Origin of the sequence: Rhizobium sp. TRM95796, assembly GCF_025779995.1 — a bacterium.
In the GTDB taxonomy this organism is placed as follows: domain Bacteria; phylum Pseudomonadota; class Alphaproteobacteria; order Rhizobiales; family Rhizobiaceae; genus Rhizobium_E.
In genome coordinates, this window is the sequence record NZ_JAOXHE010000006.1 from 356,082 (window position 1) to 381,421 (window position 25,340).

At 64.4% G+C, this 25,340-nt stretch carries 22 protein-coding genes; 13 read left to right on the forward strand and 9 right to left on the reverse strand.

Translation table 11 applies throughout. The features are described from left to right. The first annotated feature begins 39 nt into the window (after positions 1–39). Genes OCK01_RS15775 through OCK01_RS15790 form a run of 4 tightly spaced genes read left to right on the forward strand, consistent with a single transcriptional unit; the run spans position 40 to position 4,324 of the window. Entirely contained in the window at positions 40–1,500 is a 1,461-nt protein-coding gene (locus OCK01_RS15775; RefSeq protein ID WP_412179022.1) for a sugar ABC transporter ATP-binding protein, read from the forward strand. Beyond that, the gene (locus OCK01_RS15780; protein WP_263824863.1) at positions 1,500–2,441 is read left to right on the forward strand and encodes an ABC transporter permease; all 942 of its coding nucleotides are present in this window, start codon (positions 1,500–1,502) and stop codon (positions 2,439–2,441) included. The genes OCK01_RS15775 and OCK01_RS15780 overlap by 1 nt, the downstream gene beginning before the upstream one ends. After that, positions 2,438–3,388 (forward strand): ABC transporter permease, encoded by a 951-nt coding sequence (locus OCK01_RS15785; RefSeq protein WP_263824749.1) that lies wholly within the window; start codon positions 2,438–2,440, stop codon positions 3,386–3,388. The genes OCK01_RS15780 and OCK01_RS15785 overlap by 4 nt, the downstream gene beginning before the upstream one ends. Positions 3,389–3,403: 15 nt before the next feature. Then, positions 3,404–4,324, forward strand: a complete 921-nt coding sequence (locus OCK01_RS15790; RefSeq protein ID WP_263824750.1) for an SMP-30/gluconolactonase/LRE family protein — start codon at positions 3,404–3,406, stop codon at positions 4,322–4,324. Positions 4,325–4,520: 196 nt separating this feature from the next. Here OCK01_RS15790 and OCK01_RS15795 read toward each other — a convergent pair whose 3' ends face one another. Beyond that, the gene (locus OCK01_RS15795) at positions 4,521–6,053 is read right to left on the reverse strand and encodes a UxaA family hydrolase (RefSeq protein ID WP_263824751.1); all 1,533 of its coding nucleotides are present in this window, start codon (positions 6,051–6,053) and stop codon (positions 4,521–4,523) included. 118 nt (positions 6,054–6,171) lie between these two features. After that, entirely contained in the window at positions 6,172–7,074 is a 903-nt protein-coding gene (locus tag OCK01_RS15800; protein WP_263824752.1) for a DMT family transporter, read from the reverse strand. Positions 7,075–7,278: 204 nt separating this feature from the next. On the opposite strand from OCK01_RS15800, the gene moeB reads away from it, so the two are divergent. Further along, positions 7,279–8,034 (forward strand): molybdopterin-synthase adenylyltransferase MoeB, encoded by a 756-nt coding sequence (moeB, locus tag OCK01_RS15805; protein WP_263824753.1) that lies wholly within the window; start codon positions 7,279–7,281, stop codon positions 8,032–8,034. Positions 8,035–8,041: 7 nt separating this feature from the next. On the opposite strand, the gene OCK01_RS15810 is transcribed toward moeB, so the two are convergent. Further along, on the reverse strand, positions 8,042–8,746 hold the full coding sequence (locus OCK01_RS15810) for a Crp/Fnr family transcriptional regulator (protein WP_263824754.1): 705 nt from the start codon (positions 8,744–8,746) through the stop codon (positions 8,042–8,044). 266 nt (positions 8,747–9,012) lie between these two features. On the opposite strand from OCK01_RS15810, the gene bcsA reads away from it, so the two are divergent. From bcsA to bcsN, 4 genes are read left to right on the forward strand one after another with little or no spacing between them, the layout of a single operon-like run. Beyond that, entirely contained in the window at positions 9,013–11,277 is a 2,265-nt protein-coding gene (gene bcsA / locus OCK01_RS15815; protein WP_263824755.1) for a UDP-forming cellulose synthase catalytic subunit, read from the forward strand. Beyond that, positions 11,270–13,495: a cellulose biosynthesis cyclic di-GMP-binding regulatory protein BcsB gene (locus OCK01_RS15820; protein WP_263824756.1), complete on the forward strand. Its 2,226-nt coding sequence runs from the start codon at positions 11,270–11,272 to the stop codon at positions 13,493–13,495. Before bcsA ends, OCK01_RS15820 begins: the two co-directional genes overlap by 8 nt. Further along, on the forward strand, positions 13,492–15,672 hold the full coding sequence (locus tag OCK01_RS15825; protein ID WP_263824757.1) for a hypothetical protein: 2,181 nt from the start codon (positions 13,492–13,494) through the stop codon (positions 15,670–15,672). The genes OCK01_RS15820 and OCK01_RS15825 overlap by 4 nt, the downstream gene beginning before the upstream one ends. Next, a complete protein-coding gene (gene bcsN, locus OCK01_RS15830) occupies positions 15,672–16,637 on the forward strand; it encodes a cellulose biosynthesis protein BcsN (protein ID WP_263824758.1) in 966 nt (321 codons plus the stop codon). The genes OCK01_RS15825 and bcsN overlap by 1 nt, the downstream gene beginning before the upstream one ends. Before the next feature lie 3 nt (positions 16,638–16,640). Here bcsN and tam read toward each other — a convergent pair whose 3' ends face one another. Together tam and OCK01_RS15840 are read right to left on the reverse strand one after the other, a co-directional pair. Beyond that, positions 16,641–17,408 (reverse strand): trans-aconitate 2-methyltransferase, encoded by a 768-nt coding sequence (tam, locus tag OCK01_RS15835; RefSeq protein WP_263824864.1) that lies wholly within the window; start codon positions 17,406–17,408, stop codon positions 16,641–16,643. A gap of 30 nt (positions 17,409–17,438) precedes the next feature. Next, positions 17,439–18,353 (reverse strand): LysR family transcriptional regulator, encoded by a 915-nt coding sequence (locus OCK01_RS15840; protein ID WP_263824759.1) that lies wholly within the window; start codon positions 18,351–18,353, stop codon positions 17,439–17,441. Positions 18,354–18,449: 96 nt separating this feature from the next. On the opposite strand from OCK01_RS15840, the gene OCK01_RS15845 reads away from it, so the two are divergent. The 4 genes from OCK01_RS15845 to OCK01_RS15860 all read left to right on the forward strand — a co-directional run bounded on the left by OCK01_RS15845 (position 18,450) and on the right by OCK01_RS15860 (position 21,216). Further along, a complete protein-coding gene (locus OCK01_RS15845) occupies positions 18,450–19,637 on the forward strand; it encodes an acyl-CoA dehydrogenase (protein WP_263824760.1) in 1,188 nt (395 codons plus the stop codon). 358 nt (positions 19,638–19,995) lie between these two features. Further along, complete coding sequence (locus OCK01_RS15850; RefSeq protein WP_182827586.1) at positions 19,996–20,184, forward strand: hypothetical protein; 189 nt, start codon at positions 19,996–19,998, stop codon at positions 20,182–20,184. 138 nt (positions 20,185–20,322) lie between these two features. Beyond that, positions 20,323–20,784: an RrF2 family transcriptional regulator gene (locus OCK01_RS15855; protein WP_182827587.1), complete on the forward strand. Its 462-nt coding sequence runs from the start codon at positions 20,323–20,325 to the stop codon at positions 20,782–20,784. 237 nt (positions 20,785–21,021) lie between these two features. Continuing rightward, a complete protein-coding gene (locus OCK01_RS15860) occupies positions 21,022–21,216 on the forward strand; it encodes a hypothetical protein (protein ID WP_263824761.1) in 195 nt (64 codons plus the stop codon). Positions 21,217–21,220: 4 nt separating this feature from the next. On the opposite strand, the gene OCK01_RS15865 is transcribed toward OCK01_RS15860, so the two are convergent. The 4 genes from OCK01_RS15865 to OCK01_RS15880 form a co-directional block, all read right to left on the reverse strand. Then, a complete protein-coding gene (locus tag OCK01_RS15865; RefSeq protein ID WP_263824762.1) occupies positions 21,221–22,240 on the reverse strand; it encodes an Ldh family oxidoreductase in 1,020 nt (339 codons plus the stop codon). A 132-nt stretch (positions 22,241–22,372) separates the two neighbouring features. Continuing rightward, positions 22,373–22,738: a YbaN family protein gene (locus tag OCK01_RS15870; RefSeq protein WP_182827590.1), complete on the reverse strand. Its 366-nt coding sequence runs from the start codon at positions 22,736–22,738 to the stop codon at positions 22,373–22,375. A 126-nt stretch (positions 22,739–22,864) separates the two neighbouring features. Beyond that, complete coding sequence (locus OCK01_RS15875; RefSeq protein WP_263824763.1) at positions 22,865–23,311, reverse strand: pseudoazurin; 447 nt, start codon at positions 23,309–23,311, stop codon at positions 22,865–22,867. A 97-nt stretch (positions 23,312–23,408) separates the two neighbouring features. Continuing rightward, positions 23,409–25,331, reverse strand: coding sequence for a PAS domain-containing sensor histidine kinase (locus tag OCK01_RS15880; RefSeq protein ID WP_263824764.1), 1,923 nt, complete (start codon positions 25,329–25,331; stop codon positions 23,409–23,411). Between the last annotated feature and the right edge of the window lie 9 nt (positions 25,332–25,340).

A 25,340-nucleotide genomic window follows, 5' to 3' on the forward strand; every position in this document is an offset into this window, starting at 1 on the left:
GGCTTTTCAGTCCGGGCCGTTTTCGTCTCTCGTCAATGGATCAGTATGATGGCCGAACGTTTAGCCGTGGTCGCCGCCAAAGGCGTCAAGGTTCATTTCGGCGCGGTGCGCGCGCTCGACGGCGTCGATCTCGACATCCGCCCCGGCGAATGTCTCGGCCTGGTCGGCCATAACGGCGCCGGCAAATCGACGATCGTCAATGTGATCAATGGCGGGCTGAGCCCGCAGCAGGGCGAGCTCGCCTATAACGGCGCAGCCAGCGCCGGCGGCATCGCGGCGGCCCGCGACAACGGCGTGCGCTGCGTCTTCCAGGAATTGTCGCTCTGCCCCAACCTGACGGTGGCGGAAAACACCCGCGTCATGCATGCCGATCTCGGCGGCTGGAACTGGCGGAGCCGCGCCCTCACGCTTGTCAGAGACAAGCTCGCGGACATCTTCCCCGGCAATGCGGTGGATTGCACGGCCGCCGTCGGCGACCTTTCGATCGCAGAGCGGCAGATGGTGGAAATCGCCATCGCCTTCACCAGCGTCTCCAAGCCTGCGCGCCTGGTCATTCTCGACGAGCCGACATCCTCGCTCGACGCAGGCCTCGCCGCCCAGCTGATGGCCTATGTGAAGCGTTTCGTCTCCGAAGGCGGCGCCGTGCTGCTGATCTCGCATATTCTCGGCGAAATCTTCGACGCCTCCAACCGCATCGTGGTGATGAAGGACGGCCGCGTCGTCGCCAGCCGTCCGACGCATGACTTCAGCGTCAACTCTCTCGTCGAAGCCATGGGCAGCGTCGTGCGCGACAATGCCCGCGGCGCCCGTACGGCCCGCGCCGACACCGAAACCGTCATTTCGCTTGGCGCCCGCCATGGCTCCACCATTCCATTCTCGGCCCGTCGCGGCGAGGTGATCGGTCTCGCCGGCCTCGGCGGCCATGGCCAGACCGAGATGCTGCTGGCGCTGCACAAGGCCTTCAGCAGCGACTGGATGCCGGGCCGCGGCCGCGACATCGCCTTCGTCGCCGGCGACCGGGCGCTGAACGGCACGTTTCCGCTCTGGAGCATTCTCAAAAACCTCTCGATCGCCTCGCTCGGCGGCTTGTCCAAAGCGAGCTTCGTCGACGCCGGGAGCGAGCGCTCAGTCGGCGACAGCTGGAAGAAACGCATCGAGATCCGCACCCCCGACATGGACAACGGCATTCTGTCGCTGTCCGGCGGCAATCAGCAGAAAGTGCTGTTCGCCCGGGCGCTCGCGACGCCGGCCCGCATCGTGCTGATGGACGATCCGATGCGCGGCGTCGATGTCGGAACCAAGCAGGAGGTCTATTCCATCTTACGCAGCGAAGCCGAAGCGGGCCGCACCTTCATCTGGTATTCGACCGAGATGGATGAAATCTGCCTTTGCGACCGGGTCTATGTGTTCCGCGACGGACGCATCGCCGCCGAACTCACCGGCGACGAGGTGACCGAGGAACATGTGCTGACCGCCTCATTCGAAGGAGAAGCCGCATGATGGGCCTTTCGGCCAACACGATCCGCCAGATCGTGCCGGCGCTGTCGCTGGCGGCGCTCTTGGCGGCGGTGTTCTATCTGCAGCCGCGCGCCATGAGCTATGTCGGGCTGAACCTGCTGTTCAATCTCGCCGTGCCGATCGCGCTGGCGACGCTCGCCCAGATGATGGTGATGGCGGTCAATGATCTCGACCTGTCCATCGGCACCTTCGTCAGCTTCGCGGCCTGCGTCGCGGCGACCTATCTGCAGACCTCGCCCGTGCTGGGGATCGCCATTCTCCTCGGCGCCGTCGCGGTCTACGCCGCGCTGGGGGTGATCATTCATCTGCGCGACCTTCCGGCGATCGTGGTGACGCTCGGCATGAGCTTCGTCTGGGGCGGGCTTGCGGTTCTCATCCTGCCCGCGCCGGGCGGTTCGGCGCCCGACTGGGCCCGCTGGCTGATGACGTCGAAGCCGCCGCTGGTGCCCATGGCGATCGTGGCGAGCGTGCTGATCGCGCTCATCGCCCATCTCGTGGTGATGAAATCGAGCTTCGGCGTGCTGGTGCGCGGAGTGGGCGGCAATGCCCGCTCGGTGGCGCGTTCGGGATGGTCGGTGATCGGCATCCGCGCCGGCGCCTATGCGCTCGCCGCCGTGCTCGCCATTCTCTCCGGCATCGCGCTGGTGGGGCTGACGACCTCCGCCGACGCCAATATCGCGCTGCGCTACACGCTGCTGTCGATCGCCGGCGTCATTCTCGGCGGCGGCGAATTCGTCGGCGGCCGCGTCTCGCCCGTCGGCGCGGTGATCGGCGCGCTGACGCTGACGCTGGCCGGCTCCTTCCTCTCCTTCCTCCGGATCTCGCCGGACTGGCAGATCGGCGCGCAGGGCGCGATCCTCATCATCGTGCTGGGCTTGCGCCTGCTGCTCAATCGCGCCGAAAAACGGGAGAAACGTCCATGACCTCCGCGATCGGCTTGATCCGTCGACCCTGGATCTGGTCCTTCCTGGCCACCATCCTGGTGTTTATCGTCACCGCGCTGTTCACCGGCGGCGCAAGCTCCTTCGGGCTCGGACAGGCGGCGCTGACATTTGCGGCCTTCTCCGTGATCGTCGGCCTCGGCCAGATGTTCGTGATCACGCTCGGGCCTGGCAATACCGATCTGTCGGTGCCCGCCACGATGACGCTCGCCGGCACGCTGTCGCTCAAATATATGGACGGCGTCGAAGGCACGATCCTGATGGGTCTCGGCGTCGCCATTCTCTGCGGTCTCGCCATCGGGGTGGCCAATTACGCGCTGATCAAGGCGCTGCGCATTCCGCCGATCATCGCCACCTTATCGATGAGCTTCGTGGTGCAGTCGACCGCGATCTGGTCGAACCGCGGCCTGCGCGTCAAGCCGCCGGAAAGCCTCGCGAGCTTCACGACCTCCGATATCGGCGGCGTGCCGAATGTGGCGATCGTCGCCTTCCTTCTGACGGTGGCCGGCTGGCTGCTGCTGGAAAAGACCATTTACGGGCGCTGGATCTCGGCGATCGGCCAATCCTCCTTCGCCGCCCGCATGGCCGGCATTCCGGTCGACGGCGCGCGCTTCGTGACCTATGTGCTCTGTGCGGTGCTGGCCTCGATCGCCGGCTTCCTGCTGGCGAGCTTCTCGGGCGGGGCGGCGCTCAATATGGGCGCGGAATATCTGCTGATGTCAATCGCCGTGGTGGTGATCGGCGGCACGGCGGTGGCGGGCGGCAATTCGAATGTGCCGGGCATCTGGGGGGCGTCGCTGTTCATGTTTCTCGTCGTGTCCATGCTCAACACCTATGGGTTCGGCGCCGGGGCGCGCCTGATCCTGACAGGACTGATCATCATCGCGGTCATTCTGGTCGCGAGCGGCGGCGCGATGAAGCGGCGATAGCAATTGGGGGACATCATGGCGTCAGAACACCCGTCCATCTACGAAATCCACGACAATCGCTTCCGCTACCTGACGGTCGGCAGCGCCGGTCTCGACCAGCTCTATTCCGGCTGCCGCTGGGCCGAGGGCCCGGTCTGGCTGGCGGACCAGAACTGCCTGCTCTGGAGCGACATCCCCAACCAGCGCATGCTGCGCTATGCGCCTGATGGAACCGTGTCCGTGTTCCGCGACAACAACAATTTCGTCAACGGCAACACCCGCGACCGGCAGGGACGGCTGGTCTCCTGCGAACATGGCGGCCGTCGCGTGATCCGCACGGAGCCGGACGGATCGATCACCACCATCGCCGACCGCCATGACGGCAAGCGGCTGAATTCGCCCAATGACGTGGTGGTGAAATCCGACGGCTCGATCTGGTTCACCGACCCGACCTACGGCATCCTGTCGGACTATGAAGGCTATCGCGCCGATCCCGAGCAGGAAACGCGCAACGTCTATCGCGTCGACGGGACGACGGGCGTCATCAGCGTCGTCGTCGACGATTTCCTGCAGCCCAACGGGCTGGCTTTCTCGCCCGACGAGACCAGGCTTTATGTCGCCGACTCCGCCGTCAGCCACGATCCCACGGCGCCCAGCATCATCAGGGTCTTCGATGTCGAGGACGGCGTGCGGCTGACCAACGGCCGCGTCTTCTGCCATATCGACAAGGGCCTGCCCGACGGCTTCCGGGTCGATGTCTCCGGCAATGTCTGGACCAGCGCCGGCGACGGCGTGCACTGCTTCAGCCCAGAGGGCGATCTCCTCGGCAAGATCCTGACGCCGCAGGCGGCGGCCAATCTCTGCTTCGGCGGCCCCCGCCGCAACCGGCTGTTCATCACCGCCACAACATCGCTTTATGCGGTGTATACGGCGACGACGGGCGCGCAATATCCATAAGGATTTACTGACTCTCCAAGAATGCCTGTCAGCGGTTGTCGATGCCCGACAACATCACCGCCGTCATGCTCGGGCCCGTCCCGAGCATCTGCAACGCATTGATTTTGCTCGATGGCTTAGATCCTCGGCACAAGGCCGAGGATGACGGAGGAGAGGGTATGCGCCGCCTCAGGCGGCAGCAGCGCCCCCTCGATCCTCAGGTGATCGCGCCCACCTGCCAGGGCACGAATTCGTTGTCGCCGTAATCATAGATCTCGCTCGAAGTCTTCTTGCCGGAGGCGACCGCGATGATGTCTTCGAAGATCCGTAGACCCGCGGCCTCGATCGTGTCTTCGCCTGTGACGATCGCGCCGCAATTGATGTCCATATCCTCCTCCATGTGGTCATACATGTCGGTGTTTGTGGCGATCTTGATGCAGGGCGCAGGCTTGAAGCCGGAGACGGAGCCGCGACCGGTGGTGAAACAGATGACATTGCAGCCGCCGGCGACCTGGCCGGTGACGGCGGCGGGGTCGTAGCCGGGCGTGTCCATGAATACGAAGCCGGATGCGGTGACCGGTTCGGCATATTCATAGACGGCCTTCAGCGGCATCGAGCCGCCCTTGGCGACTGCGCCCAGTGATTTTTCGAGAATGGTGGTCAGGCCGCCCTGCTTGTTGCCATAGGAGGGGTTGTTGTTGAGTTCGTCGCCATTGCGGGCGGTGTAATCGCGCCACCAGTCGATGCGGTCGAGCAGTTTCTTCGCCACATCGGGGGTGACGGCGCGGCGGGTGAGCAGATGTTCGGCGCCGTAAATCTCCGGCGTCTCGGCCAGCACCGAAGTCGCGCCGTGACGCACCAGCAGGTCTGAGGCGACGCCGAGGGCGGGATTGGCCGAAATGCCGGAATAGCCATCGGAGCCGCCGCATTCCAGAGCCAGTTTCAGGCCAGACAGCGGCTGTTCGGTGCGCACCGCCTGATTGACGATCGGCAGCATCTCCTTGATCATCTCGATGGCGGTCTCGATGGTCTTGCGGGTGCCGCCGGTCTGCTGGATGGTCATGGTGCGCAGGAGCGCGCCCTCGGCGATCTGGTAATGTTCGAGGATCGGGGCGATCTGGTTGGTCTCGCATCCCAGGCCGATCATCAGCACGCCGCCGAAATTGGGATGGCGGGCATAGCCCTGGATGGTGCGGGTGAGGATGCGATAGCCTTCCGACTTGGTGTTGATCGCGCAGCCGCCGCCATGGGTGAGCGCCACGACGCCATCGACATTGCCGAAGCCTTCGAGCCCGCCCATGCGGTTGAAATGATCGGCGATGTAGCGCGACACCGTGGCGGAACAGTTCACCGAGGAAATGACGCCGATATAATTGCGCGTGCCGACATGGCCGCCGCCGCGATCAAAGCCCATGAAGGTGCGACGCTCGGCGACAGGCAGGAGATCCTCCGTCAGCGAGCCTGCCCCCATTTGGTAATCATGCTCGGAGGGCACCATGGCGAGATTGTGCAGATGGATATGCTCGCCGGGCGCTATATCGGCGGTGGCGACGCCGATGACTTGGCCGAATTTCAGCACTTCCTGCCCGGCTTTGATGGCCTTCAGCGCCACCTTGTGACCGCGGCCGATGAAATCCTTCGCCAGGAGATCCTGATAGCCGGTTGCTTCGCCCTTGCCGATTTTGGCCCGGGCCACGCCGACATCGTCGAGCGGATTGAGAATGATGATGGGCGCCGATGCCGAGGTCATGGCGAACTCCTCCCTGTTTTTTGTCCATAGAAGACAATTAGAGCGAGGGGCCTGCGCGTCAAGGTCGGCAGGATGGCGCAGGCGCTTGTTTTTATTGTTTCTTCAAGACAGGAAGATGCTACTCGGGCACGGTCGGCAACACCGTCTCGGCCTTTTTCAACCGCTGCTCGCGGAAGAAGATGAACAGTCCCGAGGCGACGATGAGGGCGGCGCCCAGCATCATCGGCAAGGTCGGCGTGTCGCCGAACACCAGCCAGCCGAACAGGATCGCCCAGAACAGCAGCGTATATTGCAGCGGCGCGACCGTGGCGGCAGGGGCGATCTTCAACGAATAGGTCATCAGCATATGGGCGAGCATGGCGACGACGCCGAGAATCGCCATCCAGGAAAGATCGAACAGCGTCGGCGTCACCCATTCGAAAGGCACGGTGGCGGCCCCCACGATGGTCGCCCCCGCCATCTGCCAGAACACCAGCACGGTGCCGGACGTGTTGCGCAGGAAGCGGCCGAGCATCAGCATGACGGAGAAGAACATCGTGCCGATGATGGAGATGACCGCCGGCATGGTGAACATGGCGCTCGACGGATTGAGGGCGACCAGCACGCCCGAGAAGCCGATGGCGATGGCCAGCCAGCGCCGCCACCCGACATGCTCGCCGAGAAACAATGGCGAGAGCGCGGCGATATAGATCGGCGCGGCCAGCCAATAGGTCATGACATCGGCGAGCGGCAGATAGGAGACGGCGAGATAGAAGGCGAAGACCTCCGCCGTGGCGAGAGCCGCGCGCAGGATCTGCAGACCGGGTCGTTCGACTTGCACCACCTGGCGGAAGCCGCCGCGCCACAGGAACGGCAGAAGCACCAGCACCGCGGCGAAACTGCGCAGAAACAGCAGCTGGCCCACCGAATAGGTGGCGACCAGCCACTTGCCCATCACGTCGTTGATGGAGAACATCAGCATGCCCAGGAGCATGGCGGCGACTGCGGTGGCCGTGGCGGCCTGCGGACGAGGAAGCGACATAGGAAACTGCCTTTCGGGATCGTCAGTCCATGCGGTCGATCCGGAGAAAAGGCAAGCCGCGACCGACATAAGCGCGGAATAAATTATCGACAGAAAGCGCCGCATGGCCTTTCCTTGATTTTCCTGCGCTTTTCTTGTTGACGCGGCGGCGGCGCCGCGCTTGTTAACACATTCGAAATCACGCTGGCCCGACCCGAGACCGATATGACCGACGATCCGCTTTCAACCGCCGAAATCGAGCGATACCAGCGCCATATTTTGCTGCCGGAGATCGGCGGGCAAGGGCAGCAAAGGCTGAAGGCGGCGGCGGTCCTGGTGATCGGCGCGGGCGGACTGGGCTCGCCCGTCATCGAATATCTGGCGGGGGCGGGCGTCGGCACGATCGGCATCGTCGACGACGACCGGGTGTCGCTGTCCAATCTGCAGCGACAGGTCATCCACGGCACCGACCGGGTGGGCGAGAAGAAGACCCGCAGCGCCGCAGCCCGGGTGCGCGACATCAATCCGCATGTCGCCGTCAACCGGCATGAGACGCGATTCAACGCCGACAGCGGTCCGGGGCTGGTGTTCGGCTACGACCTGATGATCGACGGTTCCGACAATATCGAAACGCGATACTGCGCCGCCGATGCAGCAGAGCGCGCCGGCGTGCCGCTGGTGTCGGGCGCGGTGGGACGTTTCGACGGATCGGTGACCGTGCTCGCGCCGCATCTCACCGGCGCCGACGGCAAGCCCAACCCGCGCTATAGCGACCTCTTCCCCGAACGGCCGCCCGAGGGCATGCTGCCGGCCTGCGCCGAGACGGGCGTGATCGGCGCGCTGACCGGGGTGATCGGCACGCTGATGGCGATGGAGGCGATCAAGGTTCTGACCGGCGCAGGCGAGCCGCTGATCGGGCGGCTGCTGCTTTATGATGCGCTGGCCGCGCGCTTCGACACGATCCGCTACCGGCGGAAATAACGTCGTCTCAATCCTCGTCGGGCTCGGCCACGGCTCGCAGCTTGCGGGTGCGCAAGAGAATAGAGGCGCCCTTGCGCTCGATGGCGCCCTTTTCCTCCAGCGACAGGATCGCGCGATTGATCTTGGGCCGGGAGGCGCCAACGACGCTGGCGATTTCCGACTGCGACAGGCCAATCTTCAGCACCGCCTCTTCCGGCGGCTCCTCGCCGAGGATCTGTCGCATCGTCAGAAGGAAGAAGCGGGCGACGCGGGAATCGAGATCGTAGAGCGCCAGCGTTTCCAGCTGCTCGTTGGTTTCGCGCAGCCGCCGGCAGAGAAAGCGCATCACCGCCTGCATGCCGGCGGGATTTCTGGCGAGAAAGGCCGAGAAATCAGCCTTGGATACGACATAGCCCTCGGTCGCCACCGAGGCGGTCGCATCCGCCGAGCGCGGTTCGCCGTCGATGACGGCCATTTCGCCGAGAAGAGCGCCCTCCTCCATGTGCCGAAGCGTCAGCTCGCGTCCCTGGGGCGTGATCAGCGACAGCTTGATGCGGCCCGAGGCGACCAGGATCATGTAATCGCCGGGATCGCCGCGCTGGAAGATCACCGCGCCTGCGGTCCATTTGCGCTGCTGGGCGAGGCCGCGCACCTCCTCGATCAGTGCGGGGGTGAATTCCTCGAAGATCGGGAAGGATCGCCAGAAGGCGACGCTCTTGGGGCTTTCGGCCATGCGGGGCTCCGTCGGTGCTGAAAACGGGCGGCTGTCGAACAGACGCGTCAGAAAATACTCATGGTTTACAAGGTTTCAACAGGGTGTTGCGTCATTTCCTTTTGCCGGCGCCGAATTAACCCAAGCTTTACCACTTCGTCTTGTTTTAGCCGTCTCCGATGAACCTTTCCAGCCGATTTACCTTTTGGGCAGCTTTTGGCGACATAGGATCATCCTGTCTCGGAATGGGCCATGAAGGCCTTTGGGTGATGGGGCATGGAGAGCTTATGGCGCGCGTGTTTTTCTCGATTATGGGAATTGTAGCCGGCACAGCAGGGCTTGCGCTGCTGTTTTTGCCGATCAGCCTGCAGGCGCAGCTGGTGCTGAGCTTCGGCGCTCTCGGTTGCATGTTCTTCACCATGAGCCGTCCGGACAACAAGATCTTCCGCATGATGTCCTTTGGCTTCGTCGGTCTTCTGGCGCTGCGCTACGGTTACTGGCGCACCGTGGAAACCCTGCCGAGCATCTACGAACCCTGGAACTTCATACCGGGCTTCCTGCTCTATCTCGCCGAAATGTATTGCCTGGCGATGCTGTTCGTGTCGCTGTTCATGCTGGCCGATCCGCTGAAGCGGCAATCGCCGAGCCTGCCCAAGATCGAGGACCTGCCGACCGTCGACGTCTTCGTGCCGAGCTACAACGAGGACGCCGAACTGCTCGCGGTCACGCTCGCCGCGGCCAAGGCGATGGCCTATCCCAAGAACAAGCTCAAGATCTATCTGCTCGACGACGGCGGCACGGACGCCAAGCGCAACGACCGCGATCCCCGCAAGGCGCTGGCCGCCATCCATCGTCACGAGCAACTCAAGGCGCTGTGCGACGCCATGGGGGTGATCTATCACGCCCGCAAGGAAAACAGCCACGCCAAGGCCGGCAACCTGAACGAAGGCCTGAAGATCTCCAACGGCGAACTCGTGGTGGTGTTCGACGCCGACCATGCGCCGGTCAGGGATTTTCTCAAGGAAACCGTGGGCTTCTTCCGCGAGACGGAAAAGCTGTTCCTCGTCCAGACCCCGCATTACTTCCTCAATCCCGATCCGCTCGAAAAAAACCTGCAGACTTTCGCCCGCATGCCGTCGGAGAACGAGATGTTCTATTCGATCATGCAGCGCGGGCTGGACAAGTGGGATTCGTCCTTCTTCTGCGGCTCGGCGGCCGTGCTGTCGCGCAAGGCGCTCGAGACCACCAATGGTTTTGCCGGCCAATCGATCACCGAGGATTGCGAGACGGCGCTGGCGCTGCATTCCCAAGGCTGGCATTCGATCTATGTCGACAAGCCGCTGATCGCCGGCCTGCAGCCCGAAACCTTCGTGTCCTTCATCGGACAGCGGGCGCGCTGGTGCCAGGGCATGCTGCAGATCCTCATCCTCAACCGTCCCTTCCTCGCCAAGGGGCTGAAGATGCAGCAGCGCATCTGCTATGCCGGCATCAACCTGTTCTGGCTGTTTCCGCTGTCGCGGCTGGCCTTCATGTTCTCGCCGTTGCTCTACATCTTCTTCTCGCTGGAAGTGTTCCAGTCCAACATCACCGAATTCGCCTCTTACGCGCTCACCTATCTGGTCGCCTCCTATGCGCTGCAGAGCTATCTCTATGGCCGGGTGCGCTGGCCTTGGGTGTCCGAGCTTTATGAATATGTGCAGTCGGTGATGCTGTTCGGCTCGATCGTGTCGGTGGTGCGCAATCCGCGCAAGCCGACCTTCAACGTGACCGCCAAGGGCCAGACGCTCGACAAATCCGGCATGAGCCCGATCGCCAAGCCCTATTTCGCGATCTTCTTCATCCTGCTGGTCGCCGCGCTCTATTCCGGCTTCCGCTATATGACCGAGCCGCTGTCGGGCGATCTCCTGATGATCGTGGCCGGCTGGAACCTGATCAATCTGGCGCTCGCGGGCGCGGCCCTCGGCGTGGTGGCCGAACGGCGCGAACTCCGCCGCAACCAGCGCCTGCCGGTGAAGCGGCATGCGCTGATGCGGATCGGCGAGACGCTGCATTCGGTGATCGTGCGCGACGCCTCGAGCGGCGGCGTGGCGGTGGAATTTCTCGACGGCGAGCCCAAGACCGCCGAGATCGGCCAGCTCGCGGGCCAATTGGAGCTGAGACGCGGCGGCGAGGCGATTTCGGCCGACATGGTGCTGCGCGGCGTCAGGCGCTCACCGGACGCGCCGACCGCCTGGGGTTTCGCCTATCGCGAACGGACGCCGTCGACCTTCGCCGTGATCGCCGACCTCATGTATTCGAAACAGGCCGTGCTGCAGGACCGGTTGAACCGGCGGCAGGTGCGGCTGGGCTTCTTCGCCGGCACGGTGAAATTCGCCGCCTGGACCTTCTCGGAAACATTCCGGGCGCTGCGCTATTCGCTCGGCTGGATCGGCGAGAGCGCGGTGACGTCCGAACCCGACGCGCCCATCCAGATCAAGCCCGCCAGCGTGAAGATGACGCCGGTGGAGATCGAAGCCGAACTGACCAGAGCCGCGGGAGGCGCCCGTGCGTAAGTCGACGACCCTCCTCGGCGCCGCCCTCCTCGCCTGCGTCGCATCCGCGCCGGGATTGGCTGCCGACAACCCGCTCCTGCCGCAGAATAGCGCGGGCGTGAGCGTCGCCCCCGCCACACAGTCTGCGGCGATCGCAACCGGAAACGGCCTGACCCCCTTCCTCGAGGCTTCGACGCGCTTTCGCCTGAGCGGCGAGAGCGACACGGCGGAATTCACATTCTGGGCCAGCAAAGCCGAGGCGCAGGCCGGCGGCGAGATCGTGCTCTCCTACAAGAACGCCGTGTCGGTGCTGCCGGACACCGGGCTCGCCAGCGTCGAGATCAACGGCAAGGCGGCGGGCGAGTTCAAGATCGCCTCTCCCTTCGACTTCACCGCCCGGAGCTTCAAGGCAGCGCCGGGTCTGCTGCGCGCCGGCTATAATGTCGTGCGTGTCAAGGCGCGGCAGCATCACCGCGTCGATTGCGCGCTCTCGGCCACCTACGAATTGTGGACCGACGTCAATCCGGCGCGGAGCGGCTTCAGGTCGTCCAACGCCGGCATCGTCACGACATTCGCCGATCTCGCCAAGGCGGGACGGCTCGAAAACGGCGCGACGGACCTGCGCGTGGTGACCGCCGCCAAGACCGACGCCGGGCTTCTGAACGCCGCGTCGAGCGTGGCGCAGGCGGTCGGCCTCTATCTGGGACGGCCGGATCTCGCCGTGAGCCTGTCGGATCGTCCGGGCCGCGGGCCGGGCATCGACCTCTATCTGATGATCGCGGGCGACGCGGGCGTCAGCGTCGCGCCGGGCGGAGAGCCGGGCCGCATCGCGCTGACTTTCCGTGCGCCCAACGTCGCCGGCCTTCACGATCTGCTGGTCGCCACGGTGAAGAAGGAAATGATGGCGGGCCTGCGCGACCTCAACGCCCGCAAGCGCTTCGGCGAGATCAGGCTCGACGCCGGCAAGACCGCGACGCTCAAGGACATGGGCTTCCGCAGCGAGACGTTCGCCGGCCGGATGATGCGGACGCGCTTCGACATGACCATGCCGGCCGATTTCTATCCCGCCGATTACGGCTCCGTGGCGCTGAAGCTGAGCGCGGCGACCGCGCCTGGGCTCGAGCCGCAATCGCAGATGCTGGTGCGGGTCAACGACATCGTTGTCAACGCCTTCCCGTTCCGCGACACGGACGGCCAGAACTTCGACGAGAAGCTGATCGAACTGCCGCTGCGCGCCTTCCGGCCCGGCGTCAACCGGGTGGAGATGCTGGCGGAATTGCCGCGCGCCTCGGACCGGACCTGCGCGCCCGACGCGCGCGACGAGGACAAGCCGCGCTATATTCTGCTCGACAAGACCAGCATCGGCGTGCCCGAGCTCGCCCGCGTGACCCGCCTGCCCGATCTCGGCGCCATGGCGGGCGTCGCCTATCCCTATGGCGACGGCAAGCCCTTCCCTATCTATCTCGATCAGGCGACGCCGGAGACGGCGGGCGCGGCGCTGACGCTTTTGGCGCGGCTCGCTCAATCGGCGCAAGCGCCCGTCAACGCCGATTTCAGGATCGGCAAGCCGACCGGCGAAGTCGCCGGCGACGCGCTGGTGCTGATCGGTTCGGGCGATGCCCGGGAGCAAAACGCCGCAGCGGAGAGCGCGGCTCCCACATCGGTGAGCTTCGAGGAAACCGGCGCGATCGACGTCACGTCCACCGGCGGCGAGGACCAGCTCATCGCCGCCTTCCGGCAATCGGCAAGCGATGCGGACACCGAACTTTCCTGGTCGAGCCGCTTCGGCGCGATGGCGGACAGGCTCGGCGCCCGCTTCAAGCGCTGGCTGAACTATCAATCTGAGACGGCGGGCGCGCCCGATCTCGGAAATGCGCTGGTGACCATTGCGCAGACAGCCTCCGCCGGCGACGGCGCGACGACGGAAATCCGCGCCAACACGCCTGAAGACCTCGCATTCGGCGTCCAGAGGCTGGCGAGTTCGGAGATCTGGCCGCAACTGTCGGGCGGCTCCGCCGCCATTTCGGCCGATGCGACGACGCTCGCCGCCCTCACTGGTCCCTCGCCCCGTTTCAGCGACGTGACAGAGCAGAGCGTCGGCAACTATCGCCGCATCGCCGCGGCCTGGCTGTCGGACAATTTCAAGATCTATGTGGGACTGGTGATCGCGCTGATCGGCGTCTTCGCCGCCTGGCTGGGTTTCGTCGTCCAACGCAAGGGCACAAGGAGCGACGCATGACCCGGTCCATCCTGTTCGCAAGCGTCTGCGCTGTTTGCCTGTCGGCCAATGCTGTTCATGCAGCCGATCCCGCCAGCCCGCTCCTCACGCCCGCGCCGGCCGCCGCCCCTGTGGCGACGACGCCGAAGATGGCCCAGCCGGCGGTCGTTACCCAACCCGTTGCCGTGTCCGAGAAGGCCGTAGCCGGCCCCGACGCCATCGAACTGGCGGCGCTCTATTATTACGCCCGCAGCAAGGAAGAGGCGCGGCTGAAGGCCGAGTTCGCCCGGCTGCAATATAAATATCCCGGCTTCGAGATGCCCACCGATCTCTACCAGCCGGCGGCCAAACCGGTGGACGAGAGCAAGCTCTGGACGCTCTATGGCAAGGACGACTTCGCCGGCGTCGATGCGGAACTGGCGCGGCTTGCTGCAGAGCGCCCGGAATGGAAGCCGAGCGCGGATTTCCAAGCCAAACTGGCGCGCAAGAAGATGCGCTTCGCCGTAACCACAGCCGTGAAGGCGCGCAACTGGCAGAGCGCGGCCGCCGCCGGCGCGACGATCGATCCGGCGACGGAGAAAGAGGTCGATCTGGTCTGGGACATGATCGACGCCTATTCGGCGCTCGGCGATCGCGAGCGGCTGGCGCGCTTTTACCGCGCGCTGATGTTCCGCGATCCCGCCCATCAGATCCCCAAGGCGGCCCTCATCGCCACCATCAAGAAATCCACCCGCGACTTCACCTCCGAGGATGTGCGCGGCGTGATGGCGGTGTTCGCCGCCGATCCCGTCATCAGCGCGGGCCTCGCCGGCGTCGCCACGGATCTCACCCGCACGGCGGTGGCGAAGTTCAATACAGACAAGGCGAAGACCGAGCCTCTGGCCAAGGCCGATATCGACGCGCTGTCCGCCGCGGCGACGGAAGGCAAGGCGCCGGCCGATTTCTCGCTGCTCGGCTGGTATTATCTGAAGATCAAGGAGCCCGCCAATGCCGGCGCCTGGTTCCGCCGCGCCATCGAGGCCGAGCCGACCGTCGATCACGCCAAGGGCCTCTATCTGGCGCTGATGGGTCAGGCGCGCGACCAGGAGGCGTACGAACTCGCCGTCACTTACAAGGATGCGCTGATCGCCGATCCGGTGTTCCTGATGAATGCTCTGGCGGCGCGGATCTCCGGGCCGCATGCCGACAGCGTCAAGCCCGAAGCGGTGGCCGCCTACGCCGAAGCGATCCTGGCGGCCAAGAGCGGGCCGCATGCCGAAATCCTCGCCTGGTACGCCTATAACAGCGGCCAGTTTCCCGCCGCCCGCGCCTGGTTCGACAAGGCTTTTGCCTGGGAGCCGAATGAAGCGCGGCTGAAGGGTCTCGCGCTTTCAGAAGGGCAATTGGGCGAGCGCGCAGCGCTGGTGTCGCTCTACAAGGCCTATGGCAAGACCTATCCGACCATCTGGGACGACGTGCATCTCGCCAAGAAGGGCGCGCGGCGCGCCGCTGTGCGGCCCGTCATCGACCGGATGCAGGTGGGCGCTGTCGAGACGAAAACCGAGGCGCGCGAACCCGATTTCATCGAGGCGGCTCCCCGACGGGAAGAACCCGTGCGGACGGAACCGAGGCGCGGCGGGCGCGTCGTGGCTGCCGGCGGCTTCGACGCGCTTCTCGGGCAGAAACGCTATGGCGACTGCGTGGCGGCGATCGCATCTCGCGAAGCGTCGCAAGGGCTCCGGCCCGGCGACCAACTGGTCAAAGGCTGGTGCATGATGGGCCTGAAGCGCAATTCCGAAGCGCAGGCCGCCTTCAGCGCAGCCCTTTCCGGCGGCGGCAAGACCCAGAGCGACGCGGCTTACGGCCTGGCCTTGACGCTTCTGCGCAATCAAATGACCAGCGAGGCGCAAGCGGTGATCTCGCTCTATCCGCTCGGCGTCGCGCGCGACAAGGAAATCCGGTTGGAAATCTACTGGCAGATGGCGCGCGCCGCCTTCGACCGCAAGGATTACCGCCAGTCGCTCGATGCGCTCAACGAGCGCATCCGGCTCGCGCCCGAGCCGGTGGACATGACGCAGATGCGCGCCTGGGCGCATTACAATCTCGGCAACAAGGCCGAAGCCAAGGCGATCTTCGAAACGCTTGCCGACTATGTCGATGACGGCGGTGTCAGGCGGGGTCTTGCCGCGACGACCGGCGGAACTGTGGGAGGACGCTGATGATGGCGCGTTTTCATCATGCTGCCTTGGTCGCAGCGCTTGCGACGCTGACCGGGTGTTCGACCTCCGGGCCGGATCCTTATCTGACCACGCAAGCGGTGTCGGCCAAGCCGCAATCCTCTGTCTCCACCGTCGCGCCGCAATTCGCCGCCGCGCAATTGCCGCAGCTCGCAGGCCCTGCCCTCCTCGTGCGGCAGTCGCTGGATGGCGATCGCTTCCGACAGGAGATCGTCTACGCCAACCGCACGGCGCTTTCGGGCGAGAACCTGCTGACGGTGATGGCGGGACCGCCGAAAGAAAAATCACTCCTGCAGCCGCCGAGCACTGCCGACGTCCGTCGCGAGATGCGCGCTATGCTGCCGGCAAGCGTCTCGGCGCGGATGGGGGCGACGCTCGGCGCCAATATCAACGGCCGGTACGGCTATGCCACCGCCAGCCTGCCCGGCGGCGGCGCCTGCCTCTATGCCTGGCAGCGGATCAAAAGCGTCAACGCCAGTGACAAAACCGGTTTCGCCGGCCTGACCGACGACCGCATCGCCGCCCAGATCCGGCTGCGCTATTGCGACCCGGCGCTGAACGAGGCCCAGATACGCCTGCTGATGGACGGGCTGACGATGCGGCCGATCAGCGGCGCGACCATCGACATGCTGCGCTACGCGGCGGGCAGCGGCGTCAATGCGGCGATCGCTCCACAGCCGGCGATCATCGCGCCTGTGGCGGCGGCCGAGCCCGTGGCCGTGTCGAAGCCGCGATCGCGCAAGATGAAGGTCGAGGCGCAGACAAGCGACGATTGGCGGCAGGACGCAGATGCCGCCGCCGTGACGATTCCGAGCGACGAACAGCCGGGACCCGTGACCCAGGCGGCGGCGCTGGTGCCGCTTCCCGAAGAGGGCGCGAGCGCGACCGTCAAACCGACGCAGGCGTCCGAGACGGCGCCGGCCGTCACCGTGCCGCTTCCCGAATAGCGCTCAGGCCTTGACCGCGACGATGAACAGCCGGGGAAAGGCGAGCAGCACGCGACCATCCGTTCGCGCCAGATAGGCGCGGGCGATGCGCGCCGTATAGTCGGCGAGGAAATCCGCCCGCATGTCCTCCGGAACCCTGTCGAGATAGGGCCGGAGACCGGTGGCACGCACCCAGTCGACGATCGCCTCCGGGCCCGTCATCACGTGATAATAGGTGGTGCGCCAGACGTCGATCCGGATCGATTTGGGCGCCAGACGATCGTAATAGCTCTCGGCGGAAGGCAGCGGATTGCGACGGACGCTTTCGATGAAATGGCCGCGCCAGCGACCGGCCTCGGCGCTCTCCTCCATCATCCGATGGCTCGGCTCGTCGAGATTATCGGGCATCTGCACGGCCAGCGCGCCGCCGGGGACGAGATCGTCCATCAATCGTTCGAAAAGCGCGGGATGATCGGGAAGCCATTGAAACACCGCATTGGCGAAGAACAGGCTGGCGGGCGCGCTGGGACGCCAGTCGGCGAGATCGGCCTTGAGGAACGGCGTGTCCGGCAGCCGGCGCCGGGCGACGCTCAACATATTGTCATCGCTGTCGAGACCGCAGACGCGGCTTTTGCCAAAACGGTCGATCAGCAGTTCTGTGGAATTGCCCGGGCCGCAGCCGAGATCGAAGATAGAGGCGTCGCCGATCTCGGGAACGCGCGCCAGCAGTTCACGGGCGGGCCTGGTGCGTTCATCCTCGAATGCCAGATAGCGCTCAGCCGACCAGGCGATGGGAACCTCCTCTGCCGGCGACCGCCGGCTCTAATGCTGCCGCTCGGCCTCGAAGGTTCGGACCTGGCCGATCAGCCAATCCGAAAAGGCCTTGACCGGCGGATATGAGACTTTCGCGAGCGGCCGCACCAGATAATAGGCGCTCTGGCTGCGGACACGGTGATCATAGGCGGTGACAAGCTGGCCGCTGGCCAGTTCCGCTTCGATGAGAAACACCGGCATCAGCGCCACGCCGAGACCGGCGATGCAGGCCTGGGCGACATTGGAAAACTGCTCGAACCGCATGCCGCCGCTCGATTTGATGTCGACGCCGAGACTGCCGAACCAGTGCTCCCAGGCGCCGGGCCGCGAAGCCATCTCCACGCGCGGCAGGTTGATCATATCCTCAGGCCTGACCACCGGATTGCGGGCGAGAAAATCCGGACTCGCGACGGGGATCACATCCTCATGCATCAGGAACTGGCAATCGGCCCCCGGCCAATCCGGCTGACCGATATGGATGGCGGCGTCGATCTCCTCGGCGTCGAAATCGAAGCGACGGATGCGGGTGGCGAAATTGATGATGATCTTGGGGTTTTTCGCGACGAAATCGGGGATGCGCGGCATCAGCCAGCGGGTGCCGAAGGTGGGCAGAATGGCGAGGCTGAGCCGGTTTCCGGCCGAGTTCGACATGGCTTCCAGCGACAGAAGCCTGATCTTGCGCACAACCTCGGCCACGCCCTCGGCATAGGTCTTGCCGGTTTCGGTGAGCACCACGCCGCGGCCGTTGCGGTGAAAGAGCCGGACGCCCAGTTGCTCCTCGAGAATGGCGATCTGGCGGCTGATCGCCCCCTGGGTCAGCGACAATTCATCGGCGGCCGCCGAAAAGCTGCCGAGCCGCGCCACGCAATCGAAGGCGGCGAGGGCTGCGGTGGAGGGAAGGAGGCGGCGTTGGGTCATGGACATCGGCTATTCCTAAAGCTGATATCCGCCGGAGTAAATATGGCTTGTCGTCGAAGTATCCGAAAGGCAGGATCGGACAAAATTCTTCAGGAGTGAGAGATGAGCGACAAGTCCGCCTTCAACTGGGAAGATCCTTTCCTTCTCGACGACCAACTGTCCGACGAAGAGCGGATGATCCGCGACAGCGCCAAGGCCTTCGCCGAGGCGGAATTGCTGCCGCGCGTCAGCGAGGCCTATCTCGACGAGAAGACCGACGCGGGCCTGTTCAAGCTGATGGGCCAGGCCGGCCTGCTCGGCGTGACGCTGCCGGAGAAATACGGCGCGGCTGAAGCTTCCTATGTGGCCTATGGATTGGTGGCGCGCGAAGTCGAACGCATCGATTCCGGCTATCGCTCGATGATGAGCGTGCAGTCCTCGCTGGTGATCTATCCGATCTACGCCTATGGCTCGGAGGAGCAGAAGGACAAATATCTGCCCGGCCTGGTCTCCGGCGACCTGATCGGCTGCTTCGGCCTGACCGAGCCCGACGCCGGCTCCGATCCCGGCGGCATGAAGACCCGCGCCGAGAAGATCGAGGGCGGCTACCGCCTGCGCGGCGCGAAAATGTGGATCTCCAATGCGCCGATCGCCGATGTCTTCGTGGTCTGGGCGAAATCGGAGGCGCATGACGGCCAGATCCGCGGCTTCATCCTCGAAAAGGGCATGAAGGGCCTCTCCGCCCCCAAGATCGGCGGCAAACTGTCGCTGCGCGCCTCGGTCACCGGCGAAATCGTCATGGACGGCGTGGAAGTCGGCGAAGACGCGCTGCTGCCGAATGTGTCGGGCCTCAAGGGCCCGTTCGGCTGCCTCAACCGCGCCCGCTACGGCATTTCCTGGGGTGTGATGGGCGCCGCCGAGGATTGCTGGCTGCGCGCCCGCCAATATGGCCTCGATCGTCACCAGTTCGGCAAGCCGCTCGCCGGCACGCAGCTGTTCCAGAAGAAGCTCGCCGACATGCAGACCGAAATCGCGTTGGGTCTGCAGGCCTCGCTGCGGGTCGGCCGGCTGATGGACGAGCACAAGTTCGCGCCCGAGATGATCTCGATCGTCAAGCGCAACAATTGCGGCAAGGCGCTCGACATCGCCCGCCAGGCCCGCGACATGCATGGCGGCAACGGCATCCAGATCGAATATCACGTGATGCGCCACGCCCAGAATCTCGAAACGGTGAACACCTATGAAGGCACGCATGACGTCCATGCGCTGATCCTGGGACGGGCGCAGACGGGCATTCAGGCGTTTTTCTGATGCGGCTTTCAAATCCGGCACTCCATGGCGGCCCGCGCGGCCGCCATTTCCGTTTCAGGCGAGGCAATTTTCTTCGGCGCGCGCCGATTTTAGACGAACAATCCTCTCAATGTTGATTTCTGGAAATCTACTAAATCTGTGTATTTATCTATTTTTGTTATTCTCTCCCTGTCTTCGGGTGGTCCGGAGCGGAACGGGAAAGGATGAAGCCATGCCACGGAAAGATAGCGAAGGCTTACACTCTCACCTCGTTGTCACCCTCTCCTGTCGAATGCGTGGAATGTTCTGAAATGATGACATTCAACGCAGGAACAAGCCGGGCGAAGCCACGTTGTGGCCCGGGGTATGGAGACGGATCATGCAGAAGCAGGTTGTCGAACTGGCCGGAGAGCCGGTCGGAATCGCCATTCGGGACGGGGAATCGCTGAGATTTCTCGCAGTCAAATATCACGCGATGGATGCGGACGGGCAGGTGTTTCCGTCGCTTTCGGCGATGAAGTTCGCGCTTTCGCAACTCGCCATGCGGCAAAGACGCAGCGCGGCCTGAGAATTGTCGTGAAGAAGCAGATTTTTTCAGAGGATTTCATATAAAAACAACTTGGGGCGCCTTATTTAGGCTATGAGGCCTTCATAGACGGCGAGCGCCGCTCTATGAAGGCGGCGTTCGTGGTTGGATTGGTGCGGTATGCTGACGAATAAGGGAAAATACGGGCTGAAGGCGCTGATCGCCTTGGCGAAACTGCCTCCGGGCGAAACCTTGTTCAGCGGCGAGATCGCGCTGGCCAACAATATTCCGAAAAAGTTTCTGGACACGATCCTGCTGGAATTGCGCAATGCCGGCATCGTCCGTTCCAAGAAGGGGCCGACCGGCGGCTATTCGCTGTCGCGCCCGGCCGCGGAGATCCGTGTCGGCCACGCCATCCGCGTCATCGACGGTCCGCTCGCCCCGATCCGTTGCGCCAGCCGCACGGCGTTCGAATCCTGCGACGATTGTCCCGATCCGGCCTCGTGCCTGGTGCGCAAATCGATGACCGAAGTGCGCGACGCCGTCGCCGAGATCCTCGACACGATGACGCTGGAGCGGCTCGTATCGGGCGATTACGCCGAGTCCGACAGCGGTCTGATGTTGGAAAAAGAGGCGTCCTGATCGCGTCGATCTGACATCGCCTTGAAGCACCGTAGAATTCGAAGGCCGTTTCGCCCCAGGGCGAGGCGGCCTTTTTGGTGTTGTTTTTCGGGGAGTTAGTCGCGTTCCGCCAGGGGTTCGGCGACCTGCGTGCGCCTCTCGGCGCGGGCTGTTCGACAGCGACCGCAAGATTTGCGCTTTACAGCAAGAAATATGGCGGCATTATGGCTTTGTTCATCATCCGTTAGGAGATCGGCAATGATCAGCATGAATGGCTTCACACTGGGTTTCTTCATTCCCAAACAGGAATTGGAACCCAAGGCCGTCAGAACGACCAAATCCGGCGACGACAGGGATGCCCAACCGGCCCGGCGTGAGACCACCGGACCGTCTCTCGACGAAGACGACCAGGAGCCGTCGCCCCTGTTCCACTACGCCTATCGCTTCTTCTGAAACGTCAGATGTTGCGTTCGGTATAGGCCTTGATGCGGTCGTAAAGCGCTTTGTCGATCGTCAGGCCGTTCTTCAAACCGCGCTTGAGATTGGCGGCGCGGCGGTCGTTGGGCATGCGGGCTTCAGGCTGTGAGGTGATCGAGGCGATCAGGCGCTCGATCTGCTTTTCGAACAGACCGCCGGAAAACATTTTCGGCTCGAGCGCGATGAAGAACTGGCCGGAGCCGACCGGCAATCCGTCGTCTTCGGACATCGACCCCATTTCCACGCCCCGATTGGCGCCGGCGAGCGCCGCCGACATGGCTTCCACCACGAGACCGAGCGCAAACCCCTTGGGCCCGCCGAACGGCGCGAGCATGCCGTCGAGCGCCGCCTTGGCGTCGGTGGTCGGCTGGCCGCCGCGTTCGAAAGCGACGCCGGCTGGCAACGCCTCGCCTTTTTCCGCCGCCCGCTTCACGGCCGTCCAGGACGAGGCCGACGACGCCATGTCGACGAGGAAGGCGACGCGCCCCTTGCGACCGGGCGCGGCGAAGGAGAAGGGATTGGTGCCGATCACCGGATTGCGGCCGCCGACCGGCGCCATCACCGCCGGCGAATTGGCGAAGCCGAGCGCCACCAGCCCCTGCTGGGCGAGATAGCCGGTGTGGAAGCCGAGCGTGGCGGCATTGTAGGAATTGTGCACGGCCATGGCCGCCACGCCATATTCCTGCGCCGCCGGCACGAGATGGGAGAAGCCCTTCTCGATGGCCGGATGGGCGAAACCGTTCTTGGCGTCGACGCGGAAAGACACGAGCGACATGCGCTTGACGGCCGGATTGGCGGCGCCGTCGACCTTGCCGCTTTCGACATGGGCGCAATAGGTCGGCAACCAGTCCATTCCGTGTCCTTCGAGACCAGACAGTTCCGTCTCCAGGATCGCATCGGTAAAGTAGCGCGCATTGCGAGCCGCCACGCCCGCGCCGATCAGCGCGTCGAAGATCAGGTCGGACGCCTTGTCCACGCTCAATTTCACCACGCCGCTCATATCGCTCTCCTGTCAGACGTCCGAAGTCATGAAGGCGATAGCGGGCGGGGCGCTCTGCTTCAAGCCCTCGACGCGAATCAATGCGCCGGATCGGCAGGCAAACGGCCGATTGCGGCTGCCGGATGCCATAAGTCAGCCGATACGGCCTTCATTGCGTGTCGCGACGAAGACCGCGGAGGCTGACAATATGCCGCCCACGACCAGCGACACCCAGAGCGGCGGATGTATCAGCAGGAGAAGGCTCGCGAAACTCACCGCCATCATGCCGATGGCCAGCACCTTGGCGCGGCGGGGAATGGACCGGTTGTCCCGCCAGGCATGCAAAGGCGGTCCGAAGACGCGATGCTCATACAGCCAGCGTTCGAAACGCGGCGACGCCCGCGCAAAGAGCCAGGCCGCCAGGAGGATAAACGGCGTGGTCGGCAGCAACGGCAAGAAAATGCCGATGACGCCGAGAGCAACGCACAGCCAGCCGACAATGATGAGTATGATCCGCATGCGCCGCATCTCTCGAGAATCGCGAACGGCCTTTTACGCCGAACTCCGCCGTTTTGCTACGGCGGAGGCAATCATGCGGATCAATCTGGGCGAGGCGACGGCGGCGCGCCGCCGCCGGAGAAAAATTCACAGGCCGGCGGCGGCAATCTCGGCGTCGAGACGCTCGCGGGCCTTCTTCGGCAGCTTGGCGGTCTTGATGGCGTCGAGATTGGCGGGCGCATCGCCGACGACCACCAAAGCCACCATGCCCATCCCGACATGCGGCATGCATTTGACGGCATAGGCGCCGGGTGCGGTGAAGGTCACCGTGATGGGCTGGTTGGTCTTGCCCTTGAACGGTTCGGCGCCGGCCGGGATCATGTCCTTGATGCTCTCGGCATTGTGGCTCTTGTCGGTCGGTACGAAGGTGACGCTGTCGCCTGGCGCGACTTTCACGAAGCCGGGCTCGAACACCATAGCGCCGTCCTTGCCCTTGTTGAGCATATGGACCTCGACATCGGCGGCGAGAGCGGAGCCCGCCATCAAAGCGGCGAACAGGGCCGCGCCGGCGGCGGCTTTGACGAATGCATGCATTTCCAGTTCCTTTCAGCAGATTGCCAAGGCACTGACTATGCGGGAGAACCAGGCTGCGCCTTGACATGGCGCAAAGGGCCGCCGGCGTCTGAGACGATCAATCGAGGAGCTGGCGCAGGCGAAGGGCGAGTTCCGTGGCGGTGTAGGGCTTCTTGAGCCAGGTCTCTTCGTTGACCATTTCGCGCCCCGCGATGCTGGGCTCGGCGTAACCGGAGGTGAACAGCACCTTCAGGTCCGGGCGAAGCTTGCGCGCCACATCGGCGAGTTCGCCGCCGTGCATGCCGCCGGGCATGACGATGTCGGTGAACAGCAGATTGATGTCCGGATGCGTTTCGAGGATCTCTATGGCCTCGGGGCCGTTGCCGGCTTCGACCACGTCATAGCCGGCCGACACCAGGCGGCCGACGGTCACCCGCCGGACCCGCGGATCGTCCTCCACCACCAGGATCGTCTCATAGCCGCGCGGCGCCGCCTGAGGCTCGTCGTCGTGCGGGCGTTCATCCTCGACCGGCCCTTCGGCCGCTACGCCCACCACCGGCAGAAACAGCCTGACGCTCGCGCCGAGACCCGGTTCGCTGTAGATCTGAATATGGCCGCCCGATTGTTTGACGAAACCGTAGACCATGCTGAGGCCGAGGCCGGAGCCGGAGCCGACCTGCTTGGTGGTGAAGAAGGGTTCGAACGCCTTGGCTTTGACCTCTTCGCTCATGCCGACGCCGTTGTCGGTCACCGAGATCGCGACATAATCGCCGGTGCGCACTTCCGGATACATCTGGGCGTAATCGACGTCCAGCCGCAAGCGGGCGATTTCGAGCGTCAGCAGGCCGCCGCGCGGCATGGCGTCGCGCGCATTGAGCGCCAGATTGAGCAGCGCGTTTTGAAGTTGCGAGCCGTCGACCAGCGTCTGGTTCGGGCCGCCCTTGATGACCAGCCGCAACTCGACGCTTTCGCCCACCGCACGGCGCAGGAGATCGGCGAAACCCGAGACGAGCTGGCCGATATCGGCGAGTTTGGGGCTGAGCGGCTGGCGGCGCCCGAAGGCCAGAAGCTGGCCGGTGAGCTTGGCGCCGTCCTCCGCCGCCTCCTGCGCCTCTCTCAACAGGCTGCGCTGGCCGGGATCGGACAGTCGCGCATCGAGCATTTCGAGGTTGCCGCTGATCACCGTCAAGAGATTGTTGAAATCGTGGGCGATGCCGCCGGTCAATTGCCCGACCGCCTCCATCTTCTGCGCCTGGCGAAGTTCTTCCTCGATCTTGTGACGGCTGGTGAGGTCGCGGATGAAACCGGTGAAGATGCGGCGATCATTGGCGAGCGCCTCGCCGATGGCCAGCTCCATCGGGAAGGTGGTGCCATCCTTGCGCTGGCCGGTGACCACCCGTCCGAAGCCGATGATGCGGCGTTCGCCCGTCCTGAGATAATTGGAAATATAGCCATCATGGGCGTCGCGATGCGGATTGGGCATCAGCATGCGAACGTTCCGCCCCTCGACCTCCTCGGCCGCATAGCCGAACAGGCGTTCCGCGGCGGAACTGAAGGAGGTGATGCGGCCGACCTCGTCGATCACCACCATGGCTTCCGGCACGGTGTCGAGGATCGAGCGCAGATGCGCCTCGCGCGCGGCGAGATCGACCTGGATGTCCTTGATCTCGTTGATCTCGGTGTTGATCTGGATGACGAGCGGTTCGCTTTCGCCGTCGACGCTGATCGCGATCAGCTGGCTCGACACCGGCGCCTGCGACTTGTCCCGACGCCTGTGGACCAGCTCGCCGGACCAGACGCCGTTTTCCAGGAGAGCGGCGCGGATGACGTCGCGCGGTTTGGACAGGACGGTTTGGAGCAAGGTCTGGACTTCCTGGCCGACCGCATCCTGCTCGGTCCAGCCGAACAGGCGCTCGGCGCCCGACGACCAGCGCCGGATTACCCCCTGCATCGTATGGACGATGACGCTCGATTGATCGAGCAGCCGCATCATTTCTTCCAATGCCGCCTCGGTGGTGGGCGAATGCGGGGCTGGCGACATCGACGTCCT

Excerpts from the sequence above, each read along its gene's own strand:
- OCK01_RS15780 (WP_263824863.1), top strand. The coding sequence starts at position 1,500 with ATGGGCCTTTCGGCCAACACGATCCGCCAGATCGTGCCGGCGCTGTCG.
- OCK01_RS15785 (WP_263824749.1), top strand. The coding sequence starts at position 2,438 with ATGACCTCCGCGATCGGCTTGATCCGTCGACCCTGGATCTGGTCCTTC.
- OCK01_RS15790 (WP_263824750.1), top strand. The coding sequence starts at position 3,404 with ATGGCGTCAGAACACCCGTCCATCTACGAAATCCACGACAATCGCTTC.
- OCK01_RS15795 (WP_263824751.1), bottom strand. The coding sequence starts at position 6,053 with ATGACCTCGGCATCGGCGCCCATCATCATTCTCAATCCGCTCGACGAT.
- OCK01_RS15800 (WP_263824752.1), bottom strand. The coding sequence starts at position 7,074 with ATGTCGCTTCCTCGTCCGCAGGCCGCCACGGCCACCGCAGTCGCCGCC.
- moeB (WP_263824753.1), top strand. The coding sequence starts at position 7,279 with ATGACCGACGATCCGCTTTCAACCGCCGAAATCGAGCGATACCAGCGC.
- OCK01_RS15810 (WP_263824754.1), bottom strand. The coding sequence starts at position 8,746 with ATGGCCGAAAGCCCCAAGAGCGTCGCCTTCTGGCGATCCTTCCCGATC.
- bcsA (WP_263824755.1), top strand. The coding sequence starts at position 9,013 with ATGGCGCGCGTGTTTTTCTCGATTATGGGAATTGTAGCCGGCACAGCA.
- OCK01_RS15825 (WP_263824757.1), top strand. The coding sequence starts at position 13,492 with ATGACCCGGTCCATCCTGTTCGCAAGCGTCTGCGCTGTTTGCCTGTCG.
- bcsN (WP_263824758.1), top strand. The coding sequence starts at position 15,672 with ATGATGGCGCGTTTTCATCATGCTGCCTTGGTCGCAGCGCTTGCGACG.
- OCK01_RS15840 (WP_263824759.1), bottom strand. The coding sequence starts at position 18,353 with ATGTCCATGACCCAACGCCGCCTCCTTCCCTCCACCGCAGCCCTCGCC.
- OCK01_RS15845 (WP_263824760.1), top strand. The coding sequence starts at position 18,450 with ATGAGCGACAAGTCCGCCTTCAACTGGGAAGATCCTTTCCTTCTCGAC.
- OCK01_RS15850 (WP_182827586.1), top strand. The coding sequence starts at position 19,996 with ATGCAGAAGCAGGTTGTCGAACTGGCCGGAGAGCCGGTCGGAATCGCC.
- OCK01_RS15855 (WP_182827587.1), top strand. The coding sequence starts at position 20,323 with ATGCTGACGAATAAGGGAAAATACGGGCTGAAGGCGCTGATCGCCTTG.
- OCK01_RS15860 (WP_263824761.1), top strand. The coding sequence starts at position 21,022 with ATGATCAGCATGAATGGCTTCACACTGGGTTTCTTCATTCCCAAACAG.
- OCK01_RS15865 (WP_263824762.1), bottom strand. The coding sequence starts at position 22,240 with ATGAGCGGCGTGGTGAAATTGAGCGTGGACAAGGCGTCCGACCTGATC.
- OCK01_RS15870 (WP_182827590.1), bottom strand. The coding sequence starts at position 22,738 with ATGCGGATCATACTCATCATTGTCGGCTGGCTGTGCGTTGCTCTCGGC.
- OCK01_RS15875 (WP_263824763.1), bottom strand. The coding sequence starts at position 23,311 with ATGCATGCATTCGTCAAAGCCGCCGCCGGCGCGGCCCTGTTCGCCGCT.
- OCK01_RS15880 (WP_263824764.1), bottom strand. The coding sequence starts at position 25,331 with ATGTCGCCAGCCCCGCATTCGCCCACCACCGAGGCGGCATTGGAAGAA.